Raw genomic sequence first — 25,933 nt, 5'->3', positions numbered from 1 at the left:
TAATCGTTTTTCAGTCTTTTATATTCAAAGCTGCTAAAGCGTCGTCGCGACGCGCGCGCAACCCGGAACGCTTCTGACCGGGGACGTTTCGAGTAGAACTTAAAGTAATGCTTGAAAAGCGCGGAATACTGTATAAAAATACAGTCATCTGTTGATCCATACAGTGCATGAGAGGCCCGAGCCAGTGACCAGAACCTCAAAACTTACCGCGCGTCAGCAGCAGGTCTTCGAACTGCTCCAGCGCGCAATCGAGCGCACCGGCTTTCCACCGACACGCGCGGAGATTGCCGCCGAGCTTGGCTTCAGCTCTGCCAACTCGGCGGAAGAACATCTGCGGGCGCTGGCGCGCAAGGGTGTGATCGAACTGGCGGCGGGTTCCTCGCGCGGCATCCGCCTGATCGGGGACGCGGGCCGCTCTGAAGACGTTCCGCACCAGTTCACACTGCCCCACGCGAGCATCATGCAGCTTTCGTTGCCGCTCGTCGGGCGCGTGGCGGCGGGCAGTCCAATCCTCGCGCAAGAGCACATCTCTCAACATTACGCGTGCGATCCGGCGCTGTTCTCGAGCAAGCCCGACTACCTGCTGAAAGTGCGCGGCCTATCCATGCGCGACGCCGGCATTCTGGACGGCGACCTGCTTGCGGTTCAGAAGCGCACGGAAGCGAAAGACGGGCAAATCGTCGTTGCGCGGCTCGGCGACGACGTCACGGTCAAGCGTTGGAAGCGACGCCCGGACGGCGTCGAATTGATCGCGGAGAATCCGGACTACGAGAATATCTTCGTGCGCTCGGGCAGCGGGGAATTCGCGCTCGAAGGCATTGCGGTCGGCCTGATCCGCTCGGGCGAATTCTAGTCAGGGGCGGCAGCGGCTACGAATCGTCGCTTACGCCTATTCCACGCCACGCAAGACGCGGCGCGTTTCGAGTACATCTAGCACGAACGGCAGCCGCTCGCGGCATGCCGCGGTGCGTCCTATCGTCTGGAGAGTCATGATGGAACGTTTTGCCCGTTTGCTGCCCTTTCGTCAATTCGGCCGTCTGCGCCATCTGCGTGCGTTGATCTCCTGCGGGAGCGCCGCGTCTTCGCGGGCGGAAGCCGCGCCGGATCTCTTCGATTCCATGCCCGCGCTGCCGTCGCGTCAGCCCGCTTTCGCACGGGTGTCGCTTACGCAGACGGTCCACGTGGAGCCGGCACGGCCCGCGCCGGTGCGGGTCTATCGAAGCGAGTCGCGGCTCATCATGGTTGGCAACATTGGCGAAGTGTCGCGCATGATCGACCGCTGCATCGACGAAGAGCGCGCCGGCCTCGCGGGCGGAACCCTCGCCTGAGCTTGCGGCGCTCAGTTGGCGTTGCGGTCGCGGAATCTATCGGGCGTCGGCATGGTCAATTCTGCATCGAGTTCCGATAGAGGCTTGTCCTTCGCATGTCCCGCACCGCTCGCTTCATTGCCAGTACGCTCGCTGTTGTCCTCGTCGTCGCGGCGCTCGGTTTCGTGTACGCGTCGCCGTATATCGCACTGGATCGCGTCAAGCGCGCCGCCGACGCGCGAGACGCCCAAGCAGTGAACGAATACGTCGATTTCCCGGCGCTGCGCGCAAGCCTGAAGGATCAGATCGCCGCGCTGCTCACCCGGCGCATCGATGTGCAGAAGAGCGGCAACCCGCTCGCGATGATCGGCGCGATGATCGGTGCGGCGCTGGTCGGCCCGTTCGTGGATTCGTATGCGACGCCGGACGGGGTCGCAGCAATCCTCAACGGCATACCGCCGCGCGGCAATCCCGGTGAACGTCCGCCCGCGCCCCGGCAAGCCGATGCGCATGTGCCCGTGCCCGCGCCCATGCCCGCGAGCGCGCCCGCGCCGGACGTGTCCCGGCAACCGCCGCAGACAACGGCTGGCTATCGCGACATCAACACGTTCGTCGTGACCTACCAGCACGGCGCCGGCGATGCCCGCTATTCCGCCATCTTCCACCGCTGCGGCCTGGTGTCGTGGAAGCTCGTCGCCGTCGATCTCAACGGCTGACGCGCCTTCACGGACCGTCGAGTCGGACGCTCAGGCGCCCGCTTCGGCCTTCACTGGCTTGGCGGCATACGCGGCGGCGTCTTCTGCTTCGGCCGATTCGCCCGCCTGACACACGGCGACGAGAATGCTGCACGACACGCGATCGAGCAACGGCGTGTTGCCCGCGCCCATCCACCATCGTGCGAGCCCGCTGCGGCAACGGTGTCCGACCACGACGAGATCGACTTTGAGGCTGTCGGCCAGCGCGGCAATCTCGTCGATCGGATGGCCGAACGCGAAATGTCCCTGCGCGGGCACGCCGCGCTCGCGAAGCCAGTCGACGCCTTCTTGCAGAATGTCGCGCGCCGCATCTTCGAAGCGCCCGCACGCCATGTCGGTGAGCAATCCGGCGCTCTGCGCGATGCTCGATCGCATGTCCACCACGGCGAGCACGTGCGTTTCGGCGTTGAGATCGAGCGCCAGATTCGCGCCCTGGCGCAGCGCCTTGCGGCCTTCTCTGGAACCGTCGTAGCACAGCAGAATTTTTCTGTAACTTGTCATCATGCCTCCCTGCCGCAGCGCAGATTGACTGCGGCTTAACTTCATGATCCTGTGCCGCGACGGACGTGGCAACGATGGAAAACGCTAACTTCCTGCAGCGGCGCGCCGACGCGCACTTTGCCCGACAAATCGCTAGCTGGCTCCGTGCCAGACGCCCGCAACGCCCGCCGTATAAGGATTCCCCGACATCGGCCAATTCTCGTCACGAATGAGAAGCACCGCTTCGGCTCGACTCAAGCGCCGCACTGGTGCATTCGATTACACTAGCTCGCTGGATTTCCCCCGCAGGAAACGCATGACACAGCGCACATCGCTCGAGCGCGAGGCCGAATCGGACGGCGCGCCCGCAATCGAATTCAGCGAAGTCGTAAAACGCTACGGCGCGAAAAACGTCGTCGACGGCCTGTCCTTCGACGTGCGCCCAGGCGAATGCTTCGGCCTGCTCGGCCCGAACGGCGCGGGCAAGACGACGACGCTCAAGATGCTGCTCGGCATGACATCGCCCGATCACGGAACGATCCGGCTCGTCGGAGAACCGGTGCCGTCGCGTGCGCGTTTCGCCCGCGAGCGCGTCGGCGTCGTGCCGCAGTTCGATAACCTCGATCCCGACTTCAGCGTGCGCGAGAACCTCGTCGTCTTCGGCCGCTACTTCGGCATCGCGGGCGCGCGCATGGACGCGCTCGTGCCGTCGCTGCTCGAATTCGCGCGGCTCGAAAACAAGGCGGATGCGCGCGTCGGCGAATTGTCCGGCGGCATGAAGCGGCGCCTCACGCTGGCGCGCGCCCTCGTCAACGATCCCGACGTCCTGATCATGGACGAGCCCACGACCGGCCTCGATCCCCAAGCGCGCCATCTGATCTGGGAGCGGCTGCGCTCGCTGCTCGCGCGCGGCAAGACCATGCTGCTCACGACGCATTTCATGGAAGAAGCCGAGCGCCTGTGCGACCGCGTCTGCGTCATCGAAGAAGGCCGAAAGATCACGGAAGGACGGCCGCGCGACCTGATCGCGTCGGTGATCGGCTCAGACGTGATCGAGATTTACGGCCCCGATCCGCAGGCGCTCGCCGCGGAATTGGCGCCGCTCGTCGAGCGCATGGAAGTGAGCGGTGAGACGCTCTTTTGCTACGTCGACGATCCGCAAGCCGTGCATGCGCGCGTCAAGGGGCGCGAAGGCGTGCGTTATCTGCATCGTCCGGCGAATCTGGAAGACGTCTTTCTGCGCCTGACCGGGCGCGAAATGGTGGATTGAAACGCGATGGAAACCTACGATCAACCGCGCGTCGCAACCCGGAACGCCAGCGCGCGCCCGCGCGAGGTCGCGCCGTTCACCAACGCGCTGCCCGCCAACGCGACGCACTGGATGTCGGTCTGGCGGCGCAACTACCTCGTCTGGAAGAAACTCGCTGTCGCCTCGATGATCGGCAATCTCGCCGACCCGATGATCTATCTGTTCGGCCTCGGACTCGGTCTCGGGCTGATGGTCGGGCACGTCGAGGGCGTGTCGTATATCGCGTTTCTCGCAGCCGGCACCGTTGCGTCGAGCGTGATGATGTCCGCGAGTTTCGAGGCGATGTACTCCGGCTTCTCGCGCATGCACGTGCAGCGCACGTGGGAGGCGATCATGCACACGCCGCTCACGCTAGGCGATATCGTGCTTGGCGAAGTGGTCTGGGCCGCGAGCAAGTCCGTGCTGTCGGGCGTCGCGATCATGCTGGTCGCGGGCGCGCTCGGCTACGCCCGTTTTCCGTCGATGCTCATCGCGCTGCCCGTCATCGTGCTGACGGGGCTCGCCTTCGCGAGCACCGCGATGATCGTCACCGCGCTCGCGCCGAGCTACGACTTCTTCATGTTCTATCAGACGCTCGCGCTCACGCCGATGCTGCTGCTTTCCGGCGTGTTCTTTCCCGTGGCGCAGTTGCCCGCGCTCGCGCAGCACGTGACGCAGGCGCTGCCGCTCGTCCACGCCGTCGAACTGATTCGCCCCGCGATGCTCGGCCGTCCGCTCGATGGCTTCGCGCTGCATGCGGGCGTGCTGACCGCGTATGCCGTGCTGCCGTTCTTCGCCTGCGCATGGCTGTTCCGGCGACGCATGATGAAATAAGAAACGGCGATGGACCGTCGCGGTCCATCGCCGTGTCATGAAGCGCAGCGCGTCACTTCACCGGAAACTCCTTGTGGCCGCCGAAGCCGAAACGCATCGCGGAAAGCATGCGCTCGGGGAACAGTTCGGCGTCGCGCGAACGGAAGCGCGTGTACAGCGCCGCCGACAGCACCTGCGCGGGCACGGCCTCCTCGATGGCCGCTTCGATCGTCCAGCGCCCTTCGCCGCTGTCGGCCACTTCGACCGAGAAGCGTTCGAGCTCGCCGTCGCTGGCGAGCGCGCCCGCCGTCAGGTCCAGGAGCCACGACGACACCACGCTGCCGCGCCGCCAGACTTCCGCGATATCCGCGAGGTCGAGCGAATAGCGTTCGTTCTTCGGAAGATCGGGCGATTCCTTGTGCTTCAGGATGTGGAAGCCTTCCGCGTACGCCTGCATCAGCCCGTATTCGATGCCGTTGTGCACCATCTTCACGAAGTGCCCCGACCCGACCGGCCCGCAATACATGTAGCCGTTCTCGACGCGCGGATCGCGTCCTTCACGGCCGGGCGTCGCGGGAATGTCGCCGCGTCCGGGCGCGAGCGTCGCGAAGATCGGATCGAGCCGCCGCACGACGGCCTCGTCGCCGCCGATCATCATGCAGTAGCCGCGCTCCAGCCCCCAGATGCCGCCCGACGTGCCGACATCCACGTAATGCACGCCCTGTTCCCTGAACTGCGCCGCGCGGCGGATATCGTCCTTGTAGAAGCTGTTGCCGCCGTCGATCACCACGTCGTCGGCTTGCAGGATCTTGTGCAGATCGGCAAGCGTGTCCTCGGTGATCTTGCCGGCAGGCAGCATCAGCCAGATCACGCGGGGCGCGGCGAGTTTCGACACGAGATCGCCCAGATCCTTCGCGCCGGTCGCGCCTTCGCTCGCGAGCGCGTCGGTGGCCTGCGGATTGTGGTCGTACACGACGCACTCATGTGCGTCCCGCATGAGGCGGCGGCCGATGTTGCCGCCCATGCGTCCCAAACCTACGATGCCAATTTGCATGTCGATCACTCCCCGGCCACGGATTTGACGCGCTCGATCTGCTTTTTCGCCGCTTCGTAGACGCCTTCGAGCGTGAAGCCGAACTTCGTCTTCAGCGCCTTCAACGGCGCCGACGCGCCGAACGTATGCATCACGATGGTCGCGCCGAAGCGCCCCACGTAGCGGTCCCAGCCGAGCGTCGCGGCCTGCTCGACGGCGACGCGCGCATGCACGTCCGGCGGCAGCACCGAATCCTTGTACGCCTGATCTTGCTTCTCGAAGATGTCCCACGACGGCATCGACACGACGCGCGCCGCGATGCCTTCGCCCGTGAGCTTCTCCCACGCTTCGACGCACAGCGACACTTCGCTGCCCGTCGCGAGCAGCAGGACTTCCGGCTTCTTGCCGCCGTCGGCGTCCGCGAGCACGTAGGCGCCGCGCCGCACGCCTTCGGCCGACGCGAATTTCGTGCGGTCGAACGTCGGCAGCGGCTGGCGCGTGACGACGATGCACGACGGCTCCTTCGGAAACGACAGCGCAACGCGCCACGCCTCGCTCACTTCGTTCGCATCGGCCGGGCGCAGCGTGCAGAGGCCCGGCACGCCGCGCAGCGACGCGAGCTGCTCGATCGGCTGATGCGTCGGGCCGTCCTCGCCGACGCCGATGGAATCGTGCGTGAACACGTAGATCACCGGCACTTCCATGATCGCGGACAGGCGGATCGGCGGCTTCATGTAGTCGCTGAAAATGAGGAACGTGGACGCGAACGGCCGCATGTTCGAGAGCGCGAGCCCGTTGGCGACCGAGCCCATGCCGTGCTCGCGAATGCCGAAGTGCAGATTGCGCCCGGCGTAGTTGTCGTGCTCGAAGCTGCCCGCGCCTTCGAACTTGAGATTCGTCTTGGTCGACGGCGAAAGGTCCGCCGCGCCGCCGATCATCCACGGCACCCGCTGCGCGATCGCGTTCAGCACCTTGCCCGACGATTCGCGCGTCGCGATGCCCTTTGCGTCCGGCTCGAACGTGGGAATGTCGGCGTCCCAGTTGTCAGGCAGCTTCGATTCGAGCATCTGCCAGAGCTGTTTCGCCAGATCCGGGTTCTGCTTCTCGTAATCGTCGAAGCGTTGCTTCCATTGCGCGTGCGCCGCCTTGCCGCGCGCGCCCATGCCTTCGGCGAAGTGCTGCATGACGCCGTCGGGCACGAGAAATTGCGCGTCTTCCGGCCAGCCGTAGAACTTCTTCGCGAGCTTGATTTCCTCTTCGCCGAGCGCCTCGCCGTGCGCCGCCGCCGTGTCCTGCTTGTTCGGCGCGCCCCAGCCGATGATGCTCTTCACCACGATCAGCGTCGGCCTGTCGGTCGTCGCTTTCGCCTCCTTGAGCGCGGCTTCGAGCGCGTTCGCGTCGTTGGCGTCGTCGACGTGCAGCGTGTTCCAGTTGTAGCCGCGAAAGCGCGATTCCACGTCGTCGCTATACGCGAGGTCCGTGTGGCCCTCGATGGTCACGCGGTTGCTGTCGTAGATCCAGATCAGATTCGAGAGCTTCAGATGCCCCGCGAGCGATGCCGCCTCGTGCGAGACGCCCTCCATCATGTCGCCGTCGCCGCAGAGCGCGTAGACGCGATAGTCGAAGAGCGGCGCGCCCGACTTGTTGAAGTGCGCTTCCTTCCAGCGTGCCGCCATCGCCATGCCGACGCTGTTGCCGAGGCCCTGCCCGAGCGGCCCGGTCGTCGTCTCGACGCCGGTTGTCATGCGAAATTCCGGGTGCCCGGGCGTCTTGCTGTCGAGCTGACGGAACTGCTTGATGTCGTCGAGCGACACGGCGGGCTTGCCGGTCGGCTTGCCGCTCTCGTCCACTTCCTTCACGCCCGCGAGATGCAGCAGCGAATACAGCAGCATCGACGCGTGCCCGACGGAGAGCACGAAGCGGTCGCGGTTCGGCCAGAGCGGCGCGTCCGGGTCATAGCGCAGATGGTATTGCCAGAGATGGAACGCGACGGGGGCGAGCGCCATCGGCGTGCCGGGGTGGCCGGAATTGGCCTTCTGCACGGCGTCCATCGACAGCGTGCGGATCGTGTCGATCGTGAGGCGATCCAGATCTTGGGACTGAGGTGTTGCTTGAGACATGAGCGACGACTCCTTTCTCGAAGAGCGCGCTGAGGCACGAGGGGCGCCTCAGCGGCAACCAGGACCATCGAGCAAGCGCAGTGCCTTGGCAACAGGCGCCGCGCCCGAGTGCGAGCGGTCGCGCGCAGCCGTTTCATGCTGGCGCGGCGGCTTTCGGCAGGACGCGAACGCGCGGCCTTCGCTGCGCGTCCGGTGTTTCAGCCGGGCGAGGCTTCATCGCGTGATGCGATCAAGCCTCGCCCGGATCGTGCAAGCGGCTTCAAGAGCCGCGAAAGCATGGGAACGTCAATGCTGACACATTCGCGGCGCGGTGGCCGGATTTACGGCGCGGGGTTCGGCTGGCGTTCGTGCTGCGCCTCGATCTCCGCGAGAATTTCATCGGACAGTTCGATGTCCACGCTCGCGATATTCTCCTTCAACTGCGCCATCGACGTCGCGCCGATGAGCGTGCTCGTCGTGAACGGCCGCGAGTTGACGAACGCGAGCGCGAGCTGCGCCGGGCTCATACCGTGGCGCTTCGCCAGTTCGACGTAGGACGTCGTCGCGGCGATCGCCTGCGGCTTGCTGTAACGCTGGAACCGCTCGAAAAGCGTGATGCGCGCGCCCGCCGGACGCGCCCCGCCCTCGTACTTGCCCGACAGCCAGCCGAACGCGAGCGGCGAATATGCGAGCAACCCGATGCCTTCCTTGTGCGTGAACTCGGACAGGCCCAGTTCGAACGTGCGATTCACGAGACTGTACGGATTCTGAATGCTGACGATGCGCGGCAGCCCGGCCTTCTCCGCTGCGCGCAGGAATTGCGAGACGCCCCACGGCGTTTCGTTCGACACGCCGATGGAGCGAATCTTTCCCGCCTTCACCAGATCGCCGAGCGCGGCGAGCGTTTCCTCGATCGGCACCGTGTATTCGTCGTCGATGTACGGATACGCCGGACGGCCGAACGTCATCGTGCTGCGGTCCGGCCAGTGCAATTGATACAGATCGACGTAATCCGTCTGCAGGCGCTCGAGGCTGCTGTCGATCGCCTCGTTGATGTTCTTGCGGTCGAACTGGTTGCCCGCGCCGCGAATGTGACGCGGATTGTGCGGCTGTCGCGCGGGCCCGGCGATCTTGGTGGCGAGCACGATGTCGCCGCGTTTGCCCGCGTTCTTCGCGAGCCACGTGCCGATGGCCTCTTCGGTGCGCCCCTGCGTTTCCGGGCGCGGCGGGACCGGGTACATCTCGGCGGCGTCGATCAGGTTCACGCCTTGCGCGAGCGCATAGTCGATCTGCTCGTGCGCCTCGCTTTCGGTGTTCTGCTCGCCCCAGGTCATGGTGCCGAGCCCGATGAGGCTCACGTCGACGCCCGAATCGCCCAGTTTCCGATACTTCATCGCTTGGTTCCTTTTTGTTGGTGCCTGCTGGCGAAAATCCACGGCGGCATGGCCGACAACCGCAGAAACTACCATAGGCGCGCAAGGTCTGCTCCGCCGCTAGAATGCAAGGCTTCGCGATGCCGCAGGACCGGTCGTCAAGCTTGCAATTCGCTTGATGCGGCTCGCGGATATCGCCCTCCAACGACGAAACCGACGCAGCCGATGTCATCCTCCACGACGCCCAGCCAGTCCGACGACGCGAAACCCGGTTCGTCGCTGATCGTTTCCCTCGTCGCCGCGACTTTCTTCATGGAGAACCTGGACGGCACGATCATCGCGACGGCCATGCCGCAGATGGCGCACTCGTTCGGCGTGCATCCGGCCGACATGAGCCTCGGCATTACCGCCTATCTCCTGACGCTGGCGGTGTTCATTCCGATCAGCGGCTGGGCGGCCGACCGCTTCGGCCTGCGCACCGTATTCGGCAGCGCGATCGCCGTCTTCACGGCGGCCTCCGTGCTGTGCGGCGCGACGTCCACCTTGCCGGCGTTCGCGGCGGCGCGCGTGCTGCAGGGCATCGGCGGCGCGATGATGGTGCCCGTCGGACGCCTGGCCGTGCTGCGCGCGACGCCGAAAGACGGACTGATGCGCGCGATTGCCATCATCACATGGCCGGGGCTCGTCGCGCCGGTCATCGGGCCGCCGCTCGGCGGGTTCATCACCACGTACTCGTCCTGGCGCTGGATTTTCTATCTGAACGTGCCGCTCGGCGTGATCGGCTTGCTGCTGACGCTGCGCCATATCGGCAACGTGCGCGAAGACGCCAGCCGCCGCTTCGATTTCCCGGGCTTCGCGCTCTGCGGCATCGCCTGCACGACGCTGCTCTATGCGATGGAACTCGTCGGCCGCAACGACGCGCCGTGGACGCTCGTCGGCGCCCTTGTCGCGGTGGGCGCTGTGGCGGGCTTCGCATCGTGGCGCTATCTCGCGCAGGCGAAACAGCCGGTCGTCGATCTGTCGGCGCTGAAGGTGCACACCTTCGCAGTGGCGATGGGCGGCGGGTCGCTCTTTCGGATCGCGATCAGCGCCGCGCCGTTTTTGCTGCCGCTCATGTTTCAGGTCGGCTTCGGCATGAACGCGTTCGAGTCGGGCCTTCTCACGCTCGCCGTCTTCGCCGGCAATCTCGCGATGAAAGTCGTCACCACGCCCGTCATGCGGCGCTTCGGCTTCAGGCCGGTGCTGGTCGTCAACGGCCTGATTGCCGCGCTCTCGCTCGCCGCGATGAGCCTGCTCGCGCCCTCCACGCCCCGGCTCGTGATTGTCGCCGTGCTGTTCGCGAGCGGCTTGTCGCGCTCGTTGCAGTTCACCGCGCTGAATACGCTCAGTTTCGCGGATGTGCCGAAGACGCAGATGAGCGGCGCGTCGGCGTTATCGAGCACGCTGTTTCAGATGTCGATGGGCGTGGGCGTCGCGGTCGGCGCGATTGCTCTGCGTATCGGCGAATGGCTGCACGGGCACGACGCGCATTCCATCGGGCCAGAGGATTTTGGCGTGGCGTTTTTGATCGTGGCGCTTGTCGGGGCGCTGGGCGTGATCGATCTGCGCCGTCTTCCGAAGGACGCCGGTGCACTGGTTTCGGGGCATGGGAAGGGAAAGGCTGGGAGCGGTGAGGCGCGTGAGGGATAGGAGGCGCAAGCGCGCGGAGAGCTCGATCGGTCCTGAGCGATTGGGGGCTGCGAGGCTTGGAAAGCTTGCAGCGCATGAGGGCTTGAAACGCTTGGAAGGCTTGCACGGTTTAAGAGGCTTCCAGGGCCGGGAACGGTCGTTCGGACCGCCCAGACGCCGCTAAAGGTTTGCGCCCTTCCGCCGTAAACGCGCGTATGAACCTGCAAAGCCTCGAATCCCTGGCCGCTCTGAGCGAAGCGGTCGCCGTTATCCGCCATGCGCGCGAGCTGAAGAATCCCGACGAGCTGCCGACCGGCACGCCCGAATGGCACACCGCCACCGACGCCTTCGCGGACGACTTCCTCCGCGCGCTCGACGGCGAGCCGAGCGCGCGCGCGTGGTGGACGATCTAGGCTTCGCAGGCGTCTAGCGTCTCAGTCCGTCGAGCCACCCGAGCGCAATCGCCATGTTGACGATGACGCCGGCGGCGGCCGCCAGCGCCGCGATCATCGTCCAGAACGCCGAACGGCGCGAGGCTTCCGCGGATTCGCGGGCGAGCTGCGCGGCGTCGTTCGCGGATGACACCGACGCGAACATCGCCCGAAACTGTTCGTCGTGGCGCGCGGCGTCCTTCGCGTGCAGCCATGCCCGCTTGTCCGCGGTTTCAGAGTCGGCGTGCGCGGCTTCTTCCAGATCTGCGCGGATCGACGCTTCCCCGGCCGCTTCGTAGCGGCGAAAACGCGCTTGCCGCGCTTCGGCGGCGTCTTGCTTTCGATCCTCGGTCATGCCTCGTCGCTGTCCACGCTCAACGCATTAACGGTCGCTTGACATCGCCTTCAGGCGATCGTTGCCCGCATCGCGCGCGGCGTCGGCGGTCGCGAAATTGTCTTCCGACACCATCGCGCGTTTGACTTCGCCCGCCGCGAAATCGACGAGCGTGATGACCCACACGAAGCCGCCCGCCTGTTCCGCCGTTTGCACGAATGCACGCAGCTTGCCTTCATTCGACGATGCCATCTCATCCTCCACGTTCGCGTAAGTGATTCCGGCAAGCACGGCGCGAGCGATCTCGACGGTCACGCCTCAAAGTCGAGACCGCCGAGCAGCACCGACGGCTCCGCTTGCGAGCGCGTCGGAACATCGACTTCGCGTGCGTCCTGCCATGCGCGCAGCTTGTCGCCGAGCGCATCGAGATAACGTTGCAGGCGCGCGTCGCCGCCGGGACGCAGCAATCGCGCGATCTCTTCGTCGTCCCAGGTCAGGATGACGTTCATATCGAAAGGATAACGGCGCGTGCGCGCGTCGAGGTCCGACGGAGGCGCGCTCACGCGCAGCCGCGCCGGTTCGTGCGGGTTGCCGCCGGGCATGATTTCCACGCGTAGTTTCTGATCGACCACGCGGGCCACGCCCTCGGCGATGCGCGGCAAGATGTCGGTTTCGAACCTGTGCGCCTGTTCGGGATTCAACGCCTTCCTCTCAAACCGGACTCAGACGGGCGGCAGGTCTTCCAGCGACTTCTCGATCTGCCCTTCCTGCACGCGCGCCTCGATGCCGACGTGGCCGTTCGAGTACGGCAGCGCGGTCACTTTGGGTCCGAGAAACGTGCGCCCGCCCAGCCTGAAAAGTGTGCGCACTTCCTTGCCGCTTTTGATGGCGTCCACGACTTGATGGACATCCACGATGGTGGTCGGCGCCGCCCAGTCGTTCGTGGCGGAATCGAAGCTGCCCCAGCGCACGTTGGTCACGCGGTCGTTGACCCAACGCACGCCGTCGATCGCCAAAGTAGCCATAGCTGCCTCCATGGTCGTCGTTCGGGGTGGTGGTCTGTTGATGCTAGCACGATGAACGTTGAACGCGTGTGCTGTGTTGGAGGCCGGAAAAGCAAAAAGCCCAGTCGCGATGACTGGGCTTTTCGTATGAATTCTTTTGGGGTGGCTGATGGGACTCGAACCCACGACGACAGGAATCACAATCCTGGACTCTACCAACTGAGCTACAGCCACCGCTGACTAATGCTGACTACTGCTTCACGCTTTCTCGCATCGGCAAGATTGCCTGCCAATCGAGAAGCGAGATTATACGAACAAAGTTTTCGCTTGCCTAGCCCCGCCGAGCATTCTTTTGCGACGAAGCGTGCGGCTACTGCTCGACCGCTTCCGCGGCTTCGCGCAAGTGAGCGCGCGCCTCGTCGAAAATGGTCAGATCGCCCTTCGCGAGCCGGCGATTGTCCGACAGCGTGCGCCGCCATCCGCGCGCGCCCGCGACACCGCGATAAAGACCGAGCGCATGCCGCGTCACCGCGCCGAGATACGTACCGCGCGCGAGTTCGGTGCGCGCATAGTCGATCAACTGCGCCTCGATTTCCTCGCGCGTCGGCACGGGCGTCGTCGCGCCGTAAAAACGCGTATCGACGCCCGCCAGCACATAAGGATTGTGATACGCCTCGCGCCCGAGCATCACGCCATCGACATGCTTCAGGTGCTCGTCTACTTCGTCGAGCGTCGTGATGCCGCCGTTGATCGAAATCTCCAGGTGCGGGAAGTCGCGCTTCAACTGGTACGCGTATTCGTACTTGAGCGGCGGAATCTCGCGGTTCTCCTTCGGGCTCAGGCCCTTGAGAATCGCGTTGCGCGCATGGACGATGAACACCTCGCAGCCCGCTTGCGCCACCGTGCCGACGAAATCGCGCACGAACGCGTAGTCCTCGACCGCATCGACGCCGATGCGATGTTTGACCGTCACCGGAATCGACACCGCATCGCGCATGGCCTTGACGCCAGCCGCGACCAGTTGCGGCTCCTTCATCAGGCACGCGCCGAACGCGCCGCGCTGCACGCGCTCCGACGGACAGCCGCAGTTCAGGTTGATCTCGTCGTAGCCCCACTGTTCGCCGAGCTTCGCGCTCTTCGCCAGATCAGCCGGTTCGCTGCCGCCGAGTTGCAGCGCGACGGGCGCTTCATCTGGCGTGAACGCGAGATGCCGGGCGACATCGCCGTGAAGCAGCGCGCCTGTCGTCACCATCTCGGTGTACAGCCACGCGTGCCGCGAGATGGCCCGGTGCAGCGAGCGACAGTGGCGATCAGTCCAGTCCATCATCGGTGCAACGGATACTCGGCGGGGACTGGTTTTGAGAGCGGCGGGCATGGCAGACGTCGGTTTCGGCTAATCGGCGATTTTACCGCAGTGCGACACGCGTGTTTCGTCGGGCCCCTGCCAGAATCTTTCGCGCGCACGGCTGTCACACGAACATACGACGCCTGTGTGCGTCGGCCCTCGCGGAGACTCACATGACGAAGCTATGGATCGCGGCGAGCGCGCTGCTCTGCGCGGCGCTGGCCGCACACGCGCAAACCGCGCGGCCGGACGAAGGCGCATCGATGGTCAAGCCGCCGAGCGCGCCCGGTTCGCCCGCAGCGAGCGCCGCGCGCCCCGACAATCCCGACAACATGCCGGTCAAGCGCCCCGCCGCGCCGCCGAACAGCGACCGCATGCTGCATCACAGTCCCGCGAGCGACGCCATCGCGAAATAAGCGCCGGCACCGGCTGGCGGGCGTGCGCCCCTATAATGGCGCTCGTCCCGATCATCGCGCGAACCGCGTTCTCGCCCGCCAGCGGTCCAGCCAATGCAAAAACTCATTCTGCCGTTCGTCTCCGGTTTTCTCGCCGCACTCTTCTTTCGCGAATCGACGCTCGCGCTGCTGCATGCGGCCGGGCTGATCGACGCCGCCGGTTTTTCAACCGCACCGTTTCTGCCGCTCGGCATTCCCGAGTTCATCGCCAATGCGCTGTGGAGCGCGGTCTTCGGCGTGGTGATGGCGTGGCTGCTGCGCGTTGCGCCGGAACACCGCGCGCCGTGGATCGGCGCGCTCGTGTTCGGCGGCATCGTTCTCACGGCGGTGAGCGTGTTCGTGATCGATCCGGCGCGCGGCATCTGGCCGAGCGGCAACATGCTGCCGCGTCTCGCGCCCGGTTTCATCGCAAATGCCATCTGGGGCTGGGGCGCGCTCGTCTTCATGCGCGCATTCATGGCGGGCAGCGAAGCGCGCTGAGCCGCACACGCAGGCGGCCACGAAGGGCCGCCCGACGCTTCAGTCTTTCAGTGAGCGCAGCGGGTGCGTCGCCGGCGTCCACGCGCTGTCGAACATGCGGTCGACCTGTTGCGCCTGCACGTCCTCGGCGCGCGCCACTTTCCATTGCGGCTGATCGTCCTTGTCGACGATGCGCGCGCGGATGCCTTCGAGCACGTCGCCCCGCTCGAACACCGAACGCGTGAGATCCAGATCGCGGCGCAGCGTTTCGGCCATCGTCGAGAAACGCGCACGGTCCACTTGCTGAAGCGAAACGTCTACCGACAGCGGCGAACGCTCGCGCAATGCCGCCGCCGTCGCGCGGACCCATTCGTTGCCGGACGCATCCGCGTCGCGCTCCAGCGACGCCAGAATGGCCGCGCCGTTGCCCGCCGCGAAATGCTTGTCGATGAGCGCGCGCGCCTGCGCGAGGGCGCTCGTGTCCGGAATCGGCGAGACCTTGTACTTCGTGGTCTCGTTCTCGACGAAGCGCACGATCGCGACGCCATCCAGAAAACGCTGATGCCGCAGCGATTCGATCAGGCCGGGCAGCGCGCCGTCGTCGAGATACGCGTCGGCCAGGCGGGCGTAAAGCGCGTCGGCGGGGCCGATGCTCGCGCCCGTCGCGGCAAGGTAGCGGCCGATCGCGCCGAGCGCACGCGCGAGGAACCAGCTCACGCCGACATCCGGAAAGAGTCCGATGCGTGTTTCCGGCATCGCCATCTTCGTGGACTGCGTGACGATGCGCAGTCCGCCCGTGTGATGCGCGCCTTGCGAAATGCCCATGCCGCCGCCCATCACGACGCCGTTCACCACCGCGATATACGGCTTCGGGAACGTGAAAATGGCGTGATTGAGCTTGTACTCTTCCGTGAAGAACGCGTCGATGGAATCGCGGTCGCCGGTTTTCGCGGCTTCATAGAGGAAACGGATGTCGCCGCCCGCGCAAAACGCGCGCAGGTGCGGGCTGTAGACGACGACAGCGCGAATCGCCTGATCGTGACGCCACGCCCGCAGCGCCTCGCCGATCGCGTGCAGCATCGAGGGCGTCAGCGCGTTTAGAGCTTTCGGACGATCGAGCGTAATGAAGCCGATGCCGTTGGCTGTGTCAATACGAATGTCTTCGGTGGTCATCGTGTCGTGAGGTCGAAACGGTCCGTACGGTCACTTCACTCAGCAGGCGGCGAGCCACGCATCGAGCGACAATTCGACAAGCTCTGCCGCCGCGACGCCGGCGCTCGCCGCGCCGTTCAATTGTAGCGCGGTGATGCCGTGCAGGTTGGCCCAGAAAGCCCGCGCGCATGCGGCGGGCGCTGCGCTGGACGGCAGCCTGACAAGCCGGTTCGCCGCGCGCATTTCGACGAACGCGTCCGCGATCAGCGCGAGCATCGCGGCGTTGTCATCGGTCGTTTGCGAGCCGTCCATGAACATCAGGCGATACGTTTGCGGCTCCGCGAGCCCGAAGTCCACGTAGGCGCGCGCCATCGCTTTCAGACGCGCGGCGGCGTCCGTGGTGCCCGCGTGAGGCGCGAAAGCCGCGCGCAGTTGCGCGTACCCTTCATCGCGTAACGCCCGGGCAATCTCGCCTCGGCTTCGGAAATGCAGATACAAGGCCGCGGGCGAGTAGTCGATCGCCTCCGCGAGCCTGCGCATGGAGAGCGACGCGAGCCCTTCGCTTTTGACGATGCCGCGCGAAACGTCGAGTATGCGCTCACGAAGCGCGTTGCGCTGCTGCTGCTTCTGCTGCCGTAACTGGCGCGCGCGTGCGTCGTCGAGACTCATGCCTTTGTGGATTCGCGGTGGAAGTGACGGTGGCGTGACGGTCGTGAGTCTCTGCACCCGCGCCCGTTAGACCATCATCTGGCCGTCGTCGTCGCGGCGCGATGCGGATGCCGCGCGATAGAGCGGCTCGTCCGAATCGCCGAGCACGACCGACGCGAACACGACCGACGCGAACACGATGCAGAAACCGAGAATCAGGACACCGACTGCCGCCCAGATGAGCCAAAGTGCATTGGACTCGACGAGCGAGTGCAGGAAAGAAAGAAGCATGACGACCCCGCGCGATTTTTATAATGGCTGCTCTCGTGAAGCGAATGCCTCGGAGCAAGTTACGTGCCGCGCGAATCGCATCGCATGCGGCACATTGACGCGATGTTACTCCGTTGATGCGCCGCGCGAAAGCGTTGGCCGGCGGTAATTCGCGGGTGTGGCGGCCGGCTCACGCGTCGCGCGGATCAGCGCCTCACGCGGCGATCACGCGCCCGGGGGGAAAATGACCGCTCTTCAGCAGCACCGGCATGCCGTTCGTGACTTGCAGATGTTCACGCGCCACCGCTTCAATGCGCGCGCGACCTGCATCGAATGCGTCGATCCAGCCCGTGCTGTCGCACGTTTTCGCGCCGAAGTGGTCTTCGAGCGCCTCGACCGAAATCGCGCACGGCACGCGCCGGCCATCGACCAGCGCGGCGAATTCGATCGTGAGATTGGAGTCGCGGTAATCGGGCGCGTCGGAAAGAAAACGAATGTTCATGAGACTCTCGTGGATCGGGCGCGGCGGGCGGCGCAAGGCCCCGCACGCGATGAGGTTCAGGCACTCGCCGGCGTACGCAAAGCGCCGTTTCCCTGCCGTTTGGTTGTCGTTCCGCTGCCGTGCGCAAGAATCGATTCGCGGACTATGGTACTCGCGCTCGCGCAGCGCGGTCCAGCGGCGCGGCGCGCAGGCGAGTTCAGGCGTCCAGCACGTCGTCGTTCACATCGACGACGAGCAGCGAGCTTGCGAGCGGGTCCGCGTAATTGAAGACGAGCGAACGGGTCATGTCCCGCACGCGCTCGCAGACGCGCAGCCGGGCGTCATCGGACAGATGCGGATAGTCGCGCAGCACCCGCGCGTCGAAGCGGTAATGCACGCCCCAGCCGATATTGCCCGCGTGATTCGCCACCCCGCCCGTGCGCCAGCTCACGAAGAGCGCAGGCGTGACGTCGGCTCCGATCTCGATGATGTCCGCGCCGTTCGGAAACAGGTCGACGAGACAGTTCGCGATATCGTAGAGCACCGCGTGGCGCAGATGGATCGGACGCATCATGTCGGTTGCAGCAATCGGTCGATGTAGTCGCGCGCCGCTTGTTCGACGTGCGCGAGCGCCTCGTCTTCGCTGGCGAAACGCCGCTCGGGTCCGAGATCGACGAGCGCCTCGAAGTGGCGCGGCGCGTCCGGGCCGTTCTGGGCGAAACTCACCGAACCGACGTAAATGGGCGTGCCGGCGTGACCGTCCTTCTCGTCATGCGTGGAACCGAGCCGCGCCGACGCGCTGATGTAATACCCTCGATACGGGCCCGTCACTCTTTCGACCATTGTTGTTGCCTCCGTATGTGTTCTGGCTGGCGCGTGCGCTCGACGGCAAATCCAACCGATGCCTCAGCATTAAGGCGCGTGACCCGGCAAATAGTTCACGGCCTTATGACGGGAATGCGGGGCGCGAGTTCTCGACACACTCTTCGCAAGGCTTGCGCCCGCGCTGCCTCGCGCGGCGGCGCGTTCTCGCGTGGCGCAGGCGCCGTATGGGACAATGCTCATCCCAAAAATACGGCGGCAGATCGTTGGATTCTGCCGGCGTCCTGTGTCACCCAATCTGCTTCAACGAGGGAAAGATGAATCGAAACGATCGGCCGATGCGCCGGCTCTCGACGCGCGCAAGCGCGATGCCGAATGCGTTGCGCGCGGCCGCTCTCGGCGCGGCCGTGCTCGTGATGGCGAGCCTGGGCGCGTGCGCGTCGTCAAATGAGGCGTCGCTCATCAATTTGCCGGATGGCCAGACGGGCTATGCCGTCAATTGCAGCGGCGCCGACGCCGGTTCGAGCTGGGCGAGCTGCTATGTGCTCGCGGGCAAGGCGTGCGGCGCGACGGGCTACGACATCGTCTCGAAGGACAACGAGGAAGGTGGACCGACGGGCGGCGGGATCACCAATGTGATCTCGGCGAACGTGAAAAACCGGTCGATGATCGTTCGGTGTAAGTAGAGGGCTTTGGCTTTGCGCGAGCCTTTGACCATGCGGTATCCGTTTGAGCGCGGGCGCGAGAAGCCGCATGCGCTCGCCATCCTGCGCGATATCCACCGGCGGCGCGAGCAGCGTCGACGTCGAGAGGTGGAGCGAAACGCCGCATCCGCCACGACTGGCCCGGTCAGCACGCGCGTGAAGCCATCGCGATGACGCTTTGGACGTGCCGATGGCGGGCATGACCTCTGGGACGCAGCGTTGCTTAACCCCTAGCTGCGACCCAGCGACAGCGCGGCAAAGCTCTCACCGAGCACGGCGCACACCGCTTCGACGACCATCTGATGATCGCTGCGCTGCGGCAGCCCCGACACGGTCACCGAGCCGATGACACCCGCGCTCGCCACGCGGATCGGAAATCCGCCGCCGTGCGCCGCGTACTGCGCGGGATCGAGGCCGAACTTGTCCGCGAGCGTGGTGCCCGCCTGTTGCAGCGTCAACCCGATGGCATAGGAGCTGCGACGAAAATGCTCGACCGTCTTCGATTTGCGCTCGGCCCAGCGGGCGTTGTCGGGCGTCGCGCCATCGAGCGCGGCAAAGAAAAGCCGCTGCCCGAACGTGCGCACATCGATGACAACTGCTGCATCCCGCGCAAGCGCCATCTCCCGCAACTGCGTGCCGAGCTGCCACGCCTGCTCGGCGTGAAACTGCGGAAAGACGAGGGTTTTTTCCTGATGCGCGATGGTTTGCAAGTCGTGCGGGATGTCCATGGGCGACGCCTCTTGGTTAGCGTTGTGTCTGATGTGGATGTGTGATTTTGACACGGGCTTGTGGGGTGCGCGTTTGCGCGTGGCCGGCGGTAGCCGCTTCGGTAGGAATACTGACGTTCGTAGAACCAAACGGATCTTCGCTTTGTTCTAGTGACGGCTGAAAAAACAGAAAGGGGTTACAGGCCGAAGCACTGTAACCCCTTGAATGTGGTTGCGGGGGTAGGATTTGAACCTACGACCTTCGGGTTATGAGCCCGACGAGCTGCCAGACTGCTCCACCCCGCGTCCGTCGAAGAAAAGATTATAGGGCATTGCTTATGGAAAAGCAATCGCCGATTTCAATCAACGCAAGATAAGAGCGCATCGCACTGCGTCGATTCGACTCTTCGTTGATGACGCACATCACGAAGGCCGCGCTTTAGCGCATGGCATAATCGTCCGCTCAGCGTATCGGTCATCGGGTTCGACACACGGCATGCATCTCTTGCGGCGCGGCATCACGGGAAAGATCGGCGGCATGGCGGCGGTGTGCGCGATGCTGCTTCTCTCGCTCGCGCCCATTGCATCGCAGATGCTCAAAGCCGAACGCTTCGACGCCCTGCTCGCTTCTATCTGCGCATCGGGCACAGATACGCAGGACGGCGACGCGGTGCGCCATGCCGGCCACACCGCCGTCAGCCATCTCGACGCCTGCGGATATTGCGACCTCGTCGCGCACGCACCGGCGCCCCCGACGTTCCCTCGCACGACTCCATTGGCGAGCTTGCCGCGCGCATTGTTCGCCGCGGCCCGCGCCATCGGCGGGCCCTATCATCGGCGGTTCGCGGACGCCCAGCCGCGCGCACCGCCCGCCTTCGGCTGATTCGCACATCACCCGCACGCCTGCGCGCCACATCCGAAGGCGAGCCAGCGTCGCGACATCATGCTTTCGACGGGACACACCATGACGTTTAGATCCGCGTTGCGCGGCGCGCTCGCGTTCGCGCTCGCCGCCGCCGCACCACTCGCGCTCGCTCACGCGCTGCCGAAGCTTCAGCAGCCCGGCCCCGGCGCGACAGTCAGCGCGCCGCACGAAGTCTCCATCGAGTTCGGCGAACGGCTGGAGCCGACTTTCAGTTCGATGCTCGTCACGAACGCGCACGGCACGCAGGTCAACACCGAGAAATCGGCCGTCGATGCCAACGACAAGAAGCACATGAGCGTCGCCCTCGGCAATCTCGCGCCGGGCGTCTATACGGTGCAGTGGACGGCGGTCGCAGCCGACGGTCATCGCACGCAAGGTCACTACAACTTTACGGTCAAGTGAGGCCGCTATGAAAAAAAACACACTTCTCTCGGGCGCGCTCGCTTGCGCGTCGTTCGCCACCTTGGTCAGCGCCGCGCACGCGGCGGCGCTCGAAGCGCATGATTGCTGGGTCCGCGCGATGCCGCCGAGCCTGCCGTCGTCGGGCTACTTCGTCGTCTCGAACAACGGCGACACGCCCGCGACGCTCACCGCGGCGAACAGCCCCGCGTTCGGCATGACGATGATGCACAAGTCGGAGAACAAGGGCGGCACGGCCACGATGGCGCCCGTCGATACCGTCGACGTCCCCGCGCACGGCGCGCTGCAATTCGCGCCGAAGGGTTATCACCTGATGATGGAAGAGCCGGCCAAGCCGCTCAAGATCGGCTCGACGATTCCGCTTACCCTCACCTTCGCCGACAAGAGCACGCTCAACGTCGACTGCGCCGTGAAGTCGGCCGCGACGGTCGGGAAGTAGTCGTCACAGAGCGGAAATAAAAAAACGCGCCAGCCACGGCGCGTTTTTTTTCATGAAGCCGAGCCGAAGCCCGGTCAAGGCCGGTTGAACATGTCCATGATCTGCTTGCGCTCGTCGGTCGTGACTTGCGGCACCGGCGGCGCCTGCATGCCGGCCGGACCGACGCCGCCGGCGGTCGTCGAATCGCCCGCCATCGGATTCGTATTGTCGAGACCGATGCTCGCGACGAAGCCCGCGCCCGGCGTGCGGTCCGCATAGAAGAGTTCGCCGTCGATGGTCGTCACGCCATCGGGCATCGGCATCTGTTGTTGCGGGATGCCGCGCAGCGCGCGCCCCATGTACTCGACCCAGATCGGCAACGCGAGCTGTGCGCCGAACTCCTTCGTGCCGAGCGACTTCGGCTGGTCGTAGCCCATCCACGCCACCGCGACGAGCTGATGCTGGTACCCCGCGAACCAACCGTCCTTCGCGTCGTTGGTCGTGCCGGTCTTGCCCTGCAAGTCGTTGCGCTTGAGCACGTTCGTGCCCGAGCCCGTGCCCGAAGTCGCGACCGTATGCAACAGGCTGTTCATCACGAACGCGTTACGCGGTTCGAGCGTTTGCGGGGCATTCGCGCCCGCGGTCAGCGGATCGGCGCGCGAGATCACGGTGCCGCGCGCATCCGCGACTTGCGCGATCAGATACGGATTGATGCGATAGCCGCCGTTCGCGAAGACCGAATACGCGCCGCTCAATTGCAGCGGCGTGACGAGCCCGGCGCCGAGCGCGAGCGGCAGATACGGCGGCGTCTTGTCCTTATCGAAGCCGAATTTTTGCGTGACGAAGTCCTGCGCGTAGCCGGTGCCGATATACGACAGGATGCGGATCGACACCAGGTTCTTCGACTTCTGCAAGCCGGCGCGCATCGACATCGGGCCGTCGGGCTGATCGTCGTCCTTCGGCTCCCACGGTTCGCCGCCTGCGGGTGCCGGGAAGTACAGCGGCGCATCGTTGATGATGGTCGCCGGCCCGAGACCCTTGTCGAGCGCCGCCGAGTAGATGAACGGCTTGAAGCTCGAACCCGGCTGCCGCCACGCCTGCGTGACGTGATTGAACTTGTTCTTGTTGAAGTCGAAGCCGCCGATGAGCGCGCGAATCGCACCATCTTGCGGCACCATCGAGACGAGCGCGCCTTCGACCTGCGGCAACTGCGTGATCTGCCAGTTGTCCTTGGCGTCCTTCGTCAGCCGGATGATCGAGCCCGGCCTGATCGCGAGTGCCTTCGACGCATTGCTGCGCAGCGCCGCCGCCACGAAGCGCAAGCCTTCGCCCGAGATCGTCGCCGTATCGCCGCCGACGAATTGCGCGCTCACCTGCTTCGGGCTTGCCGCCGTGACCACCGCCGCGACGAGATCGCCATTGTCCGGATGATCGACGAGCGCATCTTCGATGGCTTCGGCGCGGTCATCGGCCGCCGGCGGCAGCGCGATGTTGCCCTCGGGCCCGCGATAGCCGTGGCGCCGCTCGTAGTCCATCACGCCCTTGCGCACGGCGCGGTAGGCGGCGTCCTGATCGGCGGAATCGATGGTCGTCGTGACTGTCAGGCCGCGCGTGTAGGTCTCTTCCTTGTACTGCGCGTACATCATCTGCCGCACCATTTCCGCGACGTATTCCGCATGCACGCCGTACTCGGTGCCGGATGACTTCGTGTGGATGTCCTCGGCGACGGCCTGGTCGTACTGTTCGCGCGTGATGAAGTTCAGGTCCAGCATGCGCTTCAGAATGTACTGCTGGCGCACCTTCGCGCGTTTCGGATTGACGACCGGGTTATACGCGGACGGCGCCTTGGGTAAGCCCGCCAGCATCGCGGCTTCGGCGAGCGTGATGTCCTTCAGATCCTTGCCGAAGTAGACGCGCGCGGCGGCGGAAAAACCGTACGCGCGCTCGCCGAGATAAATCTGGTTCATGTACAGCTCGAGAATCTGGTCTTTCGTGAGCGCGCGCTCGATCTTGTACGCAAGCAGCATTTCGTAGACCTTGCGCGTGTACGTCTTCTCGCTGGAGAGGAAGAAGTTGCGCGCGACCTGCATCGTGATCGTGCTTGCGCCCTGCGATGCGCCGCCGTGCATCAGGTCGGTCACGCCCGCGCGCAGGATGCCGACGAAATCGACGCCGCCGTGATCGTAGAAACGGTAGTCCTCGATCGCGAGGACCGCTTTTTTCATCTGGTCCGGAATGTCCTGGAAGCGCACGAGGCTGCGCCGCTCTTCGCCGAATTCGCCGATCAGCACGTGATCCGCCGTGTAGACGCGCAGCGGCACCTTCGGCCGATAGTCGATGAGCGCATTGAGCGATGGCAGGTTCGGCTCCATCACGACGAGCGCATAGCCCACGATGAGCGCGCCGACCACCGCCGCCACCGCCGCGAGACCCGCGAACCACAGCGCGATGCGCGCGAACACCGAACGGCCGCCATTGCGCCCGCCGCGATTCTCGCCGTCGTTACGGCCGTTGCGTCCATTACGGCCATTGCCACCGTTGCGGCCATTGCCGCCGCCGTCGCGGCCTGCGCCCGAGTCGTTACGTGAGTCGTTCCAGCGGGGCTCGCGATCGTGTCGCGATGAATTCGAAGAGTCGGGGCGTTTGATAATAGGCATGACTGGGATGGTTCGGCGCGCTTTGCAGCGCGCACGGCGCGGCGTATCGCTACAAGCGGATGAAAGCGCGCGCGGAAGGACGCAGGCGCGGCAAAGACCGGCGAGCGAATGCGCTAGCCGGTCCGACCGAAGGGTAACGGCACATTTTAAAGAATTCGGGCGAGCCGCTACACAACGCTCAAGCATTTTTTGTAAGCAAATGCCGCCGCGACGCGCGCATCGCCCGCCTCGGGCACCGTGCGCTTACCCACAGAAAGTGTTGAGAGCCTTGTGGACAACCAGAAAATAGGCAAGCCGTTGATCCGACGTCCTTTTTCGGGCACGCTCATACGCTGGTCGCAGACGCGGGATCCGGCGGCGATGCGGGTCAGCCAGCACGCACAGCGGCCCCGCGAACCGATATGATGGATACGCGCATTGCCGGGCTTTTTCACCGGCGAACGACCTGCGGTAACGAAGTGACGCGGCCCCGCGCCGGGACCGCGCATGCGATGTTTGCAATCGCCTTACTGTCTGCGAGCCGCTCATGACCACCAAGCCTACCGAACGCATCGTTGTTTTCGTGACCCCCGCGCAAAAGCTCGCCATCAGCAAGACCGCGGACGACCTGGGCATCAGCGTGAGCGAACTCATGCGGCGGGCGGTGCTCAACTTCAACGCGACGAGCGAGCAGATCAAGGTTGCGGGTATCGTCGACCGTCTGCGCGCACCGAAGGCCCCTGATGCGCTCGATGTCGCGCTACGCAGCGTCGCCGCGAAGGCAGCAGCCCGCGAAGCGCGCGAAGCCGCCGCGAGCGCGGGCAAGAGCCTCGCGCGGACGCAGGCCGCGGCTGCGGCCGCCGCGGCATCGACAGCGGCAACGGCCAGCGTGCCTGTCAGCCGCGACGACGCCGAAAGCGCCGGCGAGGACGCCTCGCTGACCGGAGACGGACGCCTCGGCGGCTGAGCCTGTCCTTCCTTCTCTTCTTCACGGCGCGCGCCCGCTTCGCCGTTACATTCCTTCACCTTGCTTAAGTCCACATTAAGTCGCGCCGTGCTCTAATAAGCGGGTAAACCCGCGCATGAATGCAGCGCCGCTTCGCTTGCATTCGCGGCGCGGCGCCTCACATTCGATGCGCGGCGCGCCCGCCGTGGTCATCACCCAGGAGAAGATATATGTCGCTTTTCGATTCCATCACGCGCACCGTCAAAGGTCTTCTGAACGATGCCGCCGATACCATGCAGGATCCCTCGCGCGATGCTCGCCAGATCGTGCGCGAGCTCGACGACAGCATCGGGAAGGCGGAGAACTCGCTGATCGAGATCGAGGCGCAAGTCGCCACGCAGCAAAGCAAGCGCGACGCCGCCGCCGAAAAGGCGAAGAAGTACGAAGACGGCGCGAAACGCGCGCTGCAAGGCGGCGACGAAAGTCTCGCGCGCGAGGCGCTCGCAGCGCAAGCCAACGCCGAGACCGAACGCGACGCGCTCGCGGCCGAACTGCTTACGCTCGTGCCGTCGGTCGATCATCTGAAGCAGCAAATCGCCGACATGCGCCAGCGCCGCAACGACCTCAATGCCCGCTCGAACATTCTTCAGGCGAAGCAGCAAATCGCGCAGGCGAAGGACACGGCGGCGACGGCGCTCGGCGGCATCGGCGGAAAGAATCTGTCGGAAGATTTTCAGAAGCTCGAGGACAAGGTCCAGCTCTCGAACGCCCGCTCCGACGCGCGTCTGAATTCGGCCGATCAGAAGTCCGGCAAGGCGCTCGACGACAAGCTCGCGGCGCTCAATCGCGGGCCGTCGGTGGACGACCGTCTGGAAGCTCTGAAAAAGCAGCTAGATACGCCGGCGCAGTAATCACGGTGCATGCCGCCGGAGCAGGCGGAACATGTCTTTCAGGTATCCG

33 protein-coding genes and 2 tRNA genes are annotated in these 25,933 nt (G+C 65.1%); 15 read left to right on the top strand and 20 right to left on the bottom strand.

Annotated elements, in window-relative coordinates:
• Positions 1 to 184 precede the first annotated feature (184 nt).
• From lexA to GV035_RS16315, 3 genes are all read left to right on the top strand, one after another.
• A complete protein-coding gene (lexA, locus tag GV035_RS16325; RefSeq protein WP_159836068.1) occupies positions 185 to 853 on the top strand; it encodes a transcriptional repressor LexA in 669 nt (222 codons plus the stop codon).
• Positions 854 to 992: 139 nt separating this feature from the next.
• On the top strand, positions 993 to 1,328 hold the full coding sequence (locus tag GV035_RS16320) for a hypothetical protein (RefSeq protein ID WP_159836067.1): 336 nt from the start codon (positions 993 to 995) through the stop codon (positions 1,326 to 1,328).
• A gap of 95 nt (positions 1,329 to 1,423) precedes the next feature.
• Positions 1,424 to 2,023 carry a DUF2939 domain-containing protein gene (locus GV035_RS16315; RefSeq protein ID WP_159836066.1) on the top strand — a complete coding sequence of 200 codons (600 nt, stop codon included), beginning with the start codon at positions 1,424 to 1,426 and terminating at the stop codon, positions 2,021 to 2,023.
• A 30-nt stretch (positions 2,024 to 2,053) separates the two neighbouring features.
• Here GV035_RS16315 and GV035_RS16310 read toward each other — a convergent pair whose 3' ends face one another.
• Entirely contained in the window at positions 2,054 to 2,563 is a 510-nt protein-coding gene (locus GV035_RS16310) for a universal stress protein (RefSeq protein WP_159836065.1), read from the bottom strand.
• Between the two features lie 295 nt (positions 2,564 to 2,858).
• Between GV035_RS16310 and nodI the strand changes: the two genes are divergently transcribed.
• Entirely contained in the window at positions 2,859 to 3,812 is a 954-nt protein-coding gene (gene nodI / locus GV035_RS16305; protein WP_159836064.1) for a nodulation factor ABC transporter ATP-binding protein NodI, read from the top strand.
• A gap of 6 nt (positions 3,813 to 3,818) precedes the next feature.
• Positions 3,819 to 4,664, top strand: coding sequence for an ABC transporter permease (locus tag GV035_RS16300; RefSeq protein WP_159836063.1), 846 nt, complete (start codon positions 3,819 to 3,821; stop codon positions 4,662 to 4,664).
• Between the two features lie 52 nt (positions 4,665 to 4,716).
• Here the strand turns inward: GV035_RS16300 and gnd are convergent, their stop codons facing one another.
• From gnd to GV035_RS16285, 3 genes are all read right to left on the bottom strand, one after another.
• Positions 4,717 to 5,697, bottom strand: a complete 981-nt coding sequence (gene gnd, locus GV035_RS16295; RefSeq protein ID WP_159836062.1) for a phosphogluconate dehydrogenase (NAD(+)-dependent, decarboxylating) — start codon at positions 5,695 to 5,697, stop codon at positions 4,717 to 4,719.
• 5 nt (positions 5,698 to 5,702) lie between these two features.
• A complete protein-coding gene (gene tkt / locus GV035_RS16290) occupies positions 5,703 to 7,796 on the bottom strand; it encodes a transketolase (protein ID WP_159836061.1) in 2,094 nt (697 codons plus the stop codon).
• 320 nt (positions 7,797 to 8,116) lie between these two features.
• Positions 8,117 to 9,169, bottom strand: a complete 1,053-nt coding sequence (locus GV035_RS16285) for an NADP(H)-dependent aldo-keto reductase (RefSeq protein ID WP_159836060.1) — start codon at positions 9,167 to 9,169, stop codon at positions 8,117 to 8,119.
• A 204-nt stretch (positions 9,170 to 9,373) separates the two neighbouring features.
• On the opposite strand from GV035_RS16285, the gene GV035_RS16280 reads away from it, so the two are divergent.
• A complete protein-coding gene (locus tag GV035_RS16280; RefSeq protein ID WP_159836059.1) occupies positions 9,374 to 10,837 on the top strand; it encodes an MFS transporter in 1,464 nt (487 codons plus the stop codon).
• Positions 10,838 to 11,031: 194 nt separating this feature from the next.
• On the top strand, positions 11,032 to 11,229 hold the full coding sequence (locus GV035_RS16275) for a hypothetical protein (protein WP_159836058.1): 198 nt from the start codon (positions 11,032 to 11,034) through the stop codon (positions 11,227 to 11,229).
• Between the two features lie 13 nt (positions 11,230 to 11,242).
• On the opposite strand, the gene GV035_RS16270 is transcribed toward GV035_RS16275, so the two are convergent.
• From GV035_RS16270 to dusA, 6 genes are all read right to left on the bottom strand, one after another.
• Positions 11,243 to 11,602, bottom strand: a complete 360-nt coding sequence (locus GV035_RS16270) for a hypothetical protein (RefSeq protein ID WP_159836057.1) — start codon at positions 11,600 to 11,602, stop codon at positions 11,243 to 11,245.
• Between the two features lie 27 nt (positions 11,603 to 11,629).
• A complete protein-coding gene (locus GV035_RS16265; protein WP_159836056.1) occupies positions 11,630 to 11,833 on the bottom strand; it encodes a hypothetical protein in 204 nt (67 codons plus the stop codon).
• Between the two features lie 59 nt (positions 11,834 to 11,892).
• Positions 11,893 to 12,282 carry a DUF5594 family protein gene (locus GV035_RS16260; RefSeq protein ID WP_159836055.1) on the bottom strand — a complete coding sequence of 130 codons (390 nt, stop codon included), beginning with the start codon at positions 12,280 to 12,282 and terminating at the stop codon, positions 11,893 to 11,895.
• A gap of 21 nt (positions 12,283 to 12,303) precedes the next feature.
• Positions 12,304 to 12,606 (bottom strand): hypothetical protein, encoded by a 303-nt coding sequence (locus GV035_RS16255; RefSeq protein ID WP_159836054.1) that lies wholly within the window; start codon positions 12,604 to 12,606, stop codon positions 12,304 to 12,306.
• A 137-nt stretch (positions 12,607 to 12,743) separates the two neighbouring features.
• A tRNA-His gene (locus tag GV035_RS16250) sits at positions 12,744 to 12,819 on the bottom strand.
• A 136-nt stretch (positions 12,820 to 12,955) separates the two neighbouring features.
• Entirely contained in the window at positions 12,956 to 13,960 is a 1,005-nt protein-coding gene (gene dusA, locus GV035_RS16245) for a tRNA dihydrouridine(20/20a) synthase DusA (RefSeq protein ID WP_159836053.1), read from the bottom strand.
• A gap of 143 nt (positions 13,961 to 14,103) precedes the next feature.
• Between dusA and GV035_RS16240 the strand changes: the two genes are divergently transcribed.
• Both GV035_RS16240 and GV035_RS16235 read left to right on the top strand, forming a co-directional pair.
• Positions 14,104 to 14,346, top strand: a complete 243-nt coding sequence (locus tag GV035_RS16240; protein WP_159836052.1) for a hypothetical protein — start codon at positions 14,104 to 14,106, stop codon at positions 14,344 to 14,346.
• 93 nt (positions 14,347 to 14,439) lie between these two features.
• Positions 14,440 to 14,865, top strand: a complete 426-nt coding sequence (locus GV035_RS16235) for a hypothetical protein (RefSeq protein WP_159836051.1) — start codon at positions 14,440 to 14,442, stop codon at positions 14,863 to 14,865.
• Between the two features lie 39 nt (positions 14,866 to 14,904).
• On the opposite strand, the gene GV035_RS16230 is transcribed toward GV035_RS16235, so the two are convergent.
• The 6 genes from GV035_RS16230 to GV035_RS16205 all read right to left on the bottom strand — a co-directional run bounded on the left by GV035_RS16230 (position 14,905) and on the right by GV035_RS16205 (position 18,238).
• Entirely contained in the window at positions 14,905 to 16,017 is a 1,113-nt protein-coding gene (locus GV035_RS16230) for an enoyl-CoA hydratase/isomerase family protein (protein ID WP_159836050.1), read from the bottom strand.
• A gap of 39 nt (positions 16,018 to 16,056) precedes the next feature.
• Positions 16,057 to 16,665 (bottom strand): TetR/AcrR family transcriptional regulator, encoded by a 609-nt coding sequence (locus tag GV035_RS16225; protein ID WP_159836049.1) that lies wholly within the window; start codon positions 16,663 to 16,665, stop codon positions 16,057 to 16,059.
• Positions 16,666 to 16,731: 66 nt separating this feature from the next.
• Complete coding sequence (locus GV035_RS16220) at positions 16,732 to 16,935, bottom strand: hypothetical protein (RefSeq protein ID WP_159836048.1); 204 nt, start codon at positions 16,933 to 16,935, stop codon at positions 16,732 to 16,734.
• A 193-nt stretch (positions 16,936 to 17,128) separates the two neighbouring features.
• Positions 17,129 to 17,416, bottom strand: a complete 288-nt coding sequence (locus GV035_RS16215; RefSeq protein ID WP_159836047.1) for a DUF1488 domain-containing protein — start codon at positions 17,414 to 17,416, stop codon at positions 17,129 to 17,131.
• A gap of 196 nt (positions 17,417 to 17,612) precedes the next feature.
• Entirely contained in the window at positions 17,613 to 17,969 is a 357-nt protein-coding gene (locus tag GV035_RS16210) for a hypothetical protein (RefSeq protein ID WP_159836046.1), read from the bottom strand.
• Positions 17,966 to 18,238, bottom strand: coding sequence for a hypothetical protein (locus tag GV035_RS16205; RefSeq protein ID WP_159836045.1), 273 nt, complete (start codon positions 18,236 to 18,238; stop codon positions 17,966 to 17,968). Before GV035_RS16205 ends, GV035_RS16210 begins: the two co-directional genes overlap by 4 nt.
• A 317-nt stretch (positions 18,239 to 18,555) precedes the next feature.
• On the opposite strand from GV035_RS16205, the gene GV035_RS16200 reads away from it, so the two are divergent.
• Positions 18,556 to 18,903, top strand: a complete 348-nt coding sequence (locus tag GV035_RS16200) for a hypothetical protein (protein WP_442859592.1) — start codon at positions 18,556 to 18,558, stop codon at positions 18,901 to 18,903.
• Positions 18,904 to 19,151: 248 nt separating this feature from the next.
• Here the strand turns inward: GV035_RS16200 and GV035_RS16195 are convergent, their stop codons facing one another.
• The gene (locus GV035_RS16195; RefSeq protein WP_159836043.1) at positions 19,152 to 19,649 is read right to left on the bottom strand and encodes a heme-degrading domain-containing protein; all 498 of its coding nucleotides are present in this window, start codon (positions 19,647 to 19,649) and stop codon (positions 19,152 to 19,154) included.
• Between the two features lie 208 nt (positions 19,650 to 19,857).
• Positions 19,858 to 19,934: transfer RNA gene (locus GV035_RS16190), tRNA-Met, on the bottom strand.
• 190 nt (positions 19,935 to 20,124) lie between these two features.
• On the opposite strand from GV035_RS16190, the gene GV035_RS16185 reads away from it, so the two are divergent.
• The 3 genes from GV035_RS16185 (at position 20,125) to GV035_RS16175 (ending at position 21,412) form a co-directional block, all read left to right on the top strand.
• Positions 20,125 to 20,511, top strand: coding sequence for a DUF2946 domain-containing protein (locus GV035_RS16185; RefSeq protein WP_236572630.1), 387 nt, complete (start codon positions 20,125 to 20,127; stop codon positions 20,509 to 20,511).
• Between the two features lie 81 nt (positions 20,512 to 20,592).
• Positions 20,593 to 20,955 carry a copper resistance CopC family protein gene (locus GV035_RS16180; protein ID WP_159836042.1) on the top strand — a complete coding sequence of 121 codons (363 nt, stop codon included), beginning with the start codon at positions 20,593 to 20,595 and terminating at the stop codon, positions 20,953 to 20,955.
• Between the two features lie 7 nt (positions 20,956 to 20,962).
• Entirely contained in the window at positions 20,963 to 21,412 is a 450-nt protein-coding gene (locus GV035_RS16175) for a copper chaperone PCu(A)C (RefSeq protein ID WP_159836041.1), read from the top strand.
• A gap of 74 nt (positions 21,413 to 21,486) precedes the next feature.
• Here GV035_RS16175 and GV035_RS16170 read toward each other — a convergent pair whose 3' ends face one another.
• Together GV035_RS16170 and GV035_RS16165 are read right to left on the bottom strand one after the other, a co-directional pair.
• On the bottom strand, positions 21,487 to 24,048 hold the full coding sequence (locus GV035_RS16170) for a penicillin-binding protein 1A (RefSeq protein ID WP_159836040.1): 2,562 nt from the start codon (positions 24,046 to 24,048) through the stop codon (positions 21,487 to 21,489).
• Positions 24,049 to 24,215: 167 nt separating this feature from the next.
• Positions 24,216 to 24,536, bottom strand: a complete 321-nt coding sequence (locus tag GV035_RS16165; RefSeq protein WP_236572629.1) for a hypothetical protein — start codon at positions 24,534 to 24,536, stop codon at positions 24,216 to 24,218.
• A 38-nt stretch (positions 24,537 to 24,574) separates the two neighbouring features.
• On the opposite strand from GV035_RS16165, the gene GV035_RS16160 reads away from it, so the two are divergent.
• Positions 24,575 to 24,994, top strand: coding sequence for a plasmid mobilization protein (locus tag GV035_RS16160; RefSeq protein ID WP_159836038.1), 420 nt, complete (start codon positions 24,575 to 24,577; stop codon positions 24,992 to 24,994).
• Positions 24,995 to 25,203: 209 nt separating this feature from the next.
• Positions 25,204 to 25,884, top strand: a complete 681-nt coding sequence (locus tag GV035_RS16155; protein ID WP_159836037.1) for a PspA/IM30 family protein — start codon at positions 25,204 to 25,206, stop codon at positions 25,882 to 25,884.
• The last annotated feature ends 49 nt before the right edge of the window (positions 25,885 to 25,933 follow it).

The organism is Burkholderia sp. 8Y (genome assembly GCF_902506145.1).
Taxonomy (GTDB): domain Bacteria; phylum Pseudomonadota; class Gammaproteobacteria; order Burkholderiales; family Burkholderiaceae; genus Caballeronia.
The sequence above is the reverse complement of the archived record's forward strand: the minus strand, read 5'-3'. Positions and strand labels throughout refer to the sequence as shown.